The organism is Ensifer sp. YR511, from assembly GCF_900103045.1.
GTDB classification, from domain to species: domain Bacteria; phylum Pseudomonadota; class Alphaproteobacteria; order Rhizobiales; family Rhizobiaceae; genus Ensifer; species Ensifer adhaerens.
Genome location: NZ_FNGR01000073.1, coordinates 1 through 5,741, shown reverse-complemented (window position 1 = coordinate 5,741; position 5,741 = coordinate 1). Strand labels below are relative to the sequence as shown.

The following is a 5,741-nucleotide window of genomic DNA, read 5'->3' as shown; positions in this document are numbered from 1 at the left end:
CAGGAAACTCTAGAGCGAAGGTCGTCGTCGCCAGCAGCGCCGCCGCCCTCGTCAGTGATCGGGCTTATAGACCCCCATCCTCACAGACGTCAACAGGGATTTTCATGGGCCCGACATAAATCTAACAACTTATTGAAATTAAACGGTATTTCTATCCACAGACAGCAGCAGCCAATTTCCGCCCGGTTAAACGGGCGGAAATCGATCGGCACGGGATGAATTAACCGGCCTTGGCCTCGTCGTTCCCGCGCAACAGACGGATCAGCGCCGAAAAATCCTCGCCGCCGTGGCCGAGTTTCTCGAACATCGAATAGAGCTGCGCGGCCTGCGCACCCATCGGCGTCGTCGCACCGGCTGCGGAAGCGGCCTGCTGCGACAGCTTCAGGTCCTTCAGCATCAGACTTGCGGCAAAGCCCGGCTTATACTCGTTGTTGGCGGGCGAGGTCGGAACCGGCCCCGGCACCGGGCAATAGGTCGTCAGCGACCAGCACTGGCCGGACGACGTAGAAGCCACGTCAAACAGTGCCTGGTGCGACAGGCCGAGACGCTCGGCCAGCACGAAAGCTTCGCAGACACCGGCCATGGAAATGCCGAGGATCATGTTGTTGCAGATCTTCGCCGCCTGACCGGCGCCCCCACCTCCGCAATGGACGATTTTCTTGCCCATGGCGTCGAGCAGCGGCTTGCCGCGCGAAAAAGCCTCGTCGCTGCCGCCGACCATGAAGGTCAAGGTGCCAGCCGCAGCACCACCGGTGCCACCGGAAACCGGTGCGTCGAGCGAGGGGCAGCCGATCTTTTCGGCGAGCATATGAGCTTTCCGGGCGCTATCGACGTCTATCGTCGAACTGTCGATCAGGAGCGTGCCCGGATCGACGAAGCCGAGAAGTTCATCCCAGACGTAGAGGACATGGGCGCCGGCCGGCAGCATGGTGATGACGCATTCAGCACCGCGCACCGCATGTGCTATCGAGCCGGCGACGGAAACGCCGGTCTTGGCCGCGGCGTTGCGCGAAGCCTCAGACAGGTCGAAGCCTGTGACCGCGTGTCCCGCCTTCACCAGATTGGCGGCCATCGGACCGCCCATATTGCCGAGCCCGATAAAGGCGATCTTCGTCATGTCATTCCTCCTCGCATTGAAACTCGGCCAAAACCGAACTGCGCCCCATCCTCAGGCGCTAGAACAGTGGCGGGTGATCTTTGCGCGCAAATCGCGCGAGCCTATCGGGCGTCACGTCGGCAAGTCCAACCGACCATTTCGGATTGCGGTCCTTGTCGATCACAGCGGCACGCACGCCCTCGTAGAAATCGGGATTGGCGAGCATGCCGAGCGTCGCGGAGTATTCGCGCTCAAGGCATTCGTTCAGCGAAGCACTGCGGCGGCCGGCGCGCAGGAGATCGAGCGTCAGCTTCATGCTGAGCGCGGAACGGGAGTTCAAGAGCGCGAGCGTCTCCCTGGCAAAATCGGAACCATCGGCTTCGAGCGCCGCTAGGATCTCTTCGATCGTATCGAAGGCAAAGCAACGGTCAATCAGGGCAAGATGGCCTTGAAGCGGCGTTGCCGGAGCTTCCGAGGCATGCTTGGCAATCACGCCGTCGACATCCGCGCTGCCCGCGCTCGGCGCAAGTGCGGCGAGATCAGCGATCAAGGCTTCCAGCTTGTCCGCAGCGACAAAACTGTCCGCGAGCCGCGCAAGGATCGCGTCGGCAGCAACGATGTCCCGGCCGGTGAGACCGAGATAGGTGCCGAATTCACCGGGCGCCTTCGGCAAAAGCCAGGTGGCCCCGACATCCGGGAAGTAACCGATGCCGGTTTCGGGCATTGCAAGCCTGGTGCGCTCGGTAACGATCCTATGGCTGCCGTGGGCGGAGATTCCGACGCCACCGCCCATGACGATGCCGTCCATGATGGCGATATAGGGCTTGCGGTAGCCGGAGATGCGGCTGTTGACGACGAACTCCTCGCGCCAGAACTGGGCGCCCTCCTCCGGCCGCTCGCGGCCGCTTTCATAGATCATGCGGATATCGCCGCCGGCGCAAAGCCCGCGCTCGCCCTCGCCGGTGACAAGCACGGCAGCGACCGCCGGATCGTTCTCGAATTCGGTCAGGGCCGCCGCGATCAACCGGATCATCGGCACGTTGAGGCTGTTCAGCGCGCGCGTGCGGTTCAACCGGATCCGGCCGACCGCGCCCTGGCGCTCGACGATCACTTCCGGTGCTGGCGTCTGCATTTCCATGAGCGGTCTTTCCCGTTTCTGGCCTATTTCCGGCCGATAAGCGAACGCGCCACGATGAGGCGCATGATCTCGTTGGTGCCTTCCAGGATCTGGTGCACCCGAAGGTCCCTGACAATCTTCTCGACGCCATAATCGGCGAGATAGCCATAGCCGCCATGAAGCTGCAGCGCGTCGTTGGCGACGGCGAAGCAGCGGTCGGTGACGAAGCGCTTGGCCATGGCGCAGAGCTTCGTCGCTTCCGGGTCGCCCGCATCGAGCGCCGAAGCGGCACGCCAAAGGAAAGTGCGGGCGATTTCGAGATCGGTCGCCATGTCGGCGAGACGGAACTGTAGCGCCTGGAATTCGCCGATCGCCTTGCCAAAGGCGCGCCGCTCCTGAACGTAGGCCAGCGCCCTTTCGAAGGCCGATTGAGCACCGCCGAGCGACGCGGCGGCGATGTTCAAGCGACCGCCATCGAGCCCGCCCATGGCGATCTTGAAGCCGTCGCCTTCGCCGCCGAGGCGATTTTCAGCGGGTACGCGCACGCCGTCGAGCATGACGGCGCGGGTCGGCTGCACGTGCCAGCCCATCTTCTTCTCGTTGGCGCCGAAGGTCAGGCCCGGCGCATCCTTCTCGACGATGAAGGTCGAGATCCCCTTGGGGCCGTCTTCGCCGGTGCGCGCCATGATCACATAGAGGCCGGATTCACCGGCGCCGGAGATGAACTGTTTCTGGCCGGTCAGCACATAGCTGTCGCCTTCCTTGACCGCCTTTGTCTTCAGCGCCGCCGCATCCGAACCGGAACCGGGCTCGGTCAGGCAGTAGCTCGCGAGCACGTCCATAGTCAAAAGCTTGGGCAGCAGCCGCTGGCGCTGCTCGTCGGTGCCATAACGGTCGATCATGCCGGCGCACATATTGTGGATCGACATGAAGGAGGCGACGGCGGGGCAGCCGGTCGCCAACGCCTCGATGATGATCGCAGCGTCTAGCCGGGTCAGGCCCGTGCCGCCGACATCGTCACGGACGTAGATGCCGGCCATGCCGAGTGCGGCGGCGCCGCGCAAAGTGTCGACCGGAAAATGCTTCTGCTGATCCCAGTCGATCGCGTGAGGGGCAATCTCGTCGCGGGCGAAATCGAGCGCCATCTGACGAATGGCCTCCTGTTCCTCCGACAGGCGAAAATCCATATGCATGTCCTCCCTGACCGCATAGTCGAGCAATTAGGGCCTAGTTACACCAAACCTCCGGCAGGCCCATATGCAACTTCTCACAGGGTCTGTTCAAAAATGAACAGACAAGCCCAATCAGTTCTCACTTAGACGATACGGCAGAGCGCCGCGTAAGTCATGATCCACAATCAGGCGACGCTTCAATGGCGGTACGGCGCGGCTGGCGCATTTCGTGCGCTCGCAGATGCGACAGGAAATGCCGATCGGATCGAAGGCGGCGCGGTTGCCGAGATCCATGTCGTCGGCATAGACGAAAGCATCGGCGTAGGAGATCTCGCAGCCGAGTGCCAGCGCATAACGCGGCTGCGCGGCGCGAAAACCGCCGCCACCCTTGGTGATCTGGGTGGCGAGACAGAGGTAGCGCACGCCGTCAGGCGTTTCGGCGAGTTGCCGGATGATTCTGCCCGGAGTCTCGAAGGCCTGGTGCACGTTCCAAAGCGGACAGGCGGCACCGAAGCGGGCGAATTGCAGCTTCGCGGCGCTATGGCGCTTGGTGATGTTGCCGGCGCGATCGATGCGGGCAAAGAAGATCGGAATGCCCTTCTGCCCCGGCCGTTGCAAGGTCGAAAGGCGGTGACAGATCTGCTCCAATGACGCGCCGAAACGGGCGGCGAGCAGCTCGATATCGTGCCGCAAGTCGCGGGCGGCCTTTGAGAACGCCTGATAGGGCAAGATGAGCGCACCGGCGAAATAGTTCTGCAGGCCGATGCGACAGATCTCATAGGCCTCTTCCGTGCGGAAACCGGCGCTGCCGGCCACCCGGTCGATCTCCTCGCGGGCATGAAGCTGGGCGATCTGCAGGGCGATCTGAAAGTCGCGCGTCGCTGGCGGCGCGTAAGGATTGAGCGTCAGGATACGGGCACGCGGATCGAAGCGACGGATCGCCTCGTCGCCGGCAGCACCGCGCACAACACGGACGCCATGGCGCTGCTCCAGATAGCTTGCAAGCGCTGCATGATTGTCGCCTTCGCCGAGCCCGAGTTCGCTCGCCAGGCGCTCCGCGAGTATATCAATCTCGTGGATGTAGTTGTCGACGAAATGGAAGAAGTCGCGCACTTCCTCATAGGGCGTCGTTTCGACGAAGGGGCCGCCGCGGCCGATGGTGTCGTCGATGCTCGCAAGCTGTTCGCTGTTGCGGCGGTAGGCCTGGTGGCAGGTGATCAGTGCATGCGCCAGGCCTGGCGCGTTCTGGGCAACGAGCTTCAGCTCCTGCAGGCTCGCCGAATAGGTCTCGAACAGGGGGTCGCTGAGCGCTTCGGAGAGCGCCGAAAGCAGGCGATCGCCCTCCCCGGTCGAAAGCTCGGAGATGTCGATCTGGAATTTTTCGGCGAGCGCCAAAAGCACCGCCGCCGAAACCGGCCGCTGGTTGTTTTCGATCTGGTTGAGATAGCTGGTGGAAATACCGATGCGTTCAGCGAACTGACCTTGCGTCGCCTTGTTCGCTTCCCGCAGTTCCCTGACCTTGCGGCCGATGTAGAGCTTGCCGATCGCCATGTTTGCAACTTTGCAATTTACGTTTCACAAAATACTCTATTTCACATTTGCACATGAAGAGACGTTTTTCCATGCCGTCTTCGACGCTATTGCGAAGCTCGAAGCGCCTCTGCACAATCGTTGAAAAAGCCGGGCATCAAAAAATCGGGAGGGCACCATGCGCGCCATATTAGAACAGGTCGAAGCCCGCAGGGCGGAAGCAAGAGCCGGCGGCGGCCAGCGGCGGATCGACGCCCAGCACGGCAAAGGCAAGCTGACGGCGCGCGAACGCATCGAGGTGCTGCTCGATGAAGGCTCCTTCGAAGAATACGACATGTACGTCACGCACCGCTGCGTCGACTTCGGCATGGAAGGCCAGAAGGTCGCGGGCGACGGCGTCGTCACCGGCTGGGGCACAATCAATGGCCGCCAGGTCTATGTCTTCTCCCAGGACTTTACGGTGCTCGGCGGTTCGCTGTCGGAAACGCATGCGCAGAAGATCTGCAAGATCATGGATATGGCTGTACGCAACGGCGCGCCGGTCATCGGCCTCAACGACTCGGGCGGCGCCCGCATCCAGGAAGGCGTGGCTTCCCTTGCCGGCTATGCCGAGGTCTTCCGCCGCAATGCCGAAGCCTCGGGCGTCATCCCGCAGATTTCGGTCATCATGGGGCCCTGCGCCGGCGGCGCCGTCTATTCGCCGGCCATGACCGACTTCATCTTCATGGTGCGTGACTCGTCCTACATGTTCGTGACCGGGCCCGACGTCGTAAAGACCGTGACCAACGAGATCGTCACGGCCGAAGAACTCGGCGGTGCGGGCACG

5 protein-coding genes are annotated in these 5,741 nt (G+C 62.5%); 1 reads left to right on the top strand and 4 read right to left on the bottom strand.

Annotated features, from left to right (window positions below):
- Window positions 1-220: 220 nt before the first annotated feature.
- The 4 genes from mmsB to BLU15_RS38565 form a co-directional block, all read right to left on the bottom strand.
- Window positions 221-1,117: a 3-hydroxyisobutyrate dehydrogenase gene (mmsB, locus tag BLU15_RS38580; protein WP_034800108.1), complete on the bottom strand. Its 897-nt coding sequence runs from the start codon at window positions 1,115-1,117 to the stop codon at window positions 221-223.
- A gap of 58 nt (window positions 1,118-1,175) precedes the next feature.
- On the bottom strand, window positions 1,176-2,234 hold the full coding sequence (locus BLU15_RS38575; RefSeq protein ID WP_060583579.1) for an enoyl-CoA hydratase/isomerase family protein: 1,059 nt from the start codon (window positions 2,232-2,234) through the stop codon (window positions 1,176-1,178).
- A gap of 23 nt (window positions 2,235-2,257) precedes the next feature.
- On the bottom strand, window positions 2,258-3,400 hold the full coding sequence (locus tag BLU15_RS38570; protein ID WP_029742745.1) for an isobutyryl-CoA dehydrogenase: 1,143 nt from the start codon (window positions 3,398-3,400) through the stop codon (window positions 2,258-2,260).
- Window positions 3,401-3,517: 117 nt separating this feature from the next.
- Window positions 3,518-4,936, bottom strand: a complete 1,419-nt coding sequence (locus BLU15_RS38565) for a helix-turn-helix domain-containing protein (RefSeq protein WP_090302557.1) — start codon at window positions 4,934-4,936, stop codon at window positions 3,518-3,520.
- A gap of 157 nt (window positions 4,937-5,093) precedes the next feature.
- Here BLU15_RS38565 and BLU15_RS38560 point away from each other — a divergent pair.
- Window positions 5,094-5,741 (top strand): acyl-CoA carboxylase subunit beta (locus tag BLU15_RS38560; protein WP_305765364.1); only part of this gene is annotated, 648 nt, incomplete at its 3' end.

Coding starts and splice junctions, on each gene's coding strand:
- BLU15_RS38575 (WP_060583579.1), bottom strand. CDS start 2,234: ATGGAAATGCAGACGCCAGCACCGGAAGTGATCGTCGAGCGCCAGGGC.
- mmsB (WP_034800108.1), bottom strand. CDS start 1,117: ATGACGAAGATCGCCTTTATCGGGCTCGGCAATATGGGCGGTCCGATG.
- BLU15_RS38570 (WP_029742745.1), bottom strand. CDS start 3,400: ATGGATTTTCGCCTGTCGGAGGAACAGGAGGCCATTCGTCAGATGGCG.
- BLU15_RS38565 (WP_090302557.1), bottom strand. CDS start 4,936: ATGGCGATCGGCAAGCTCTACATCGGCCGCAAGGTCAGGGAACTGCGG.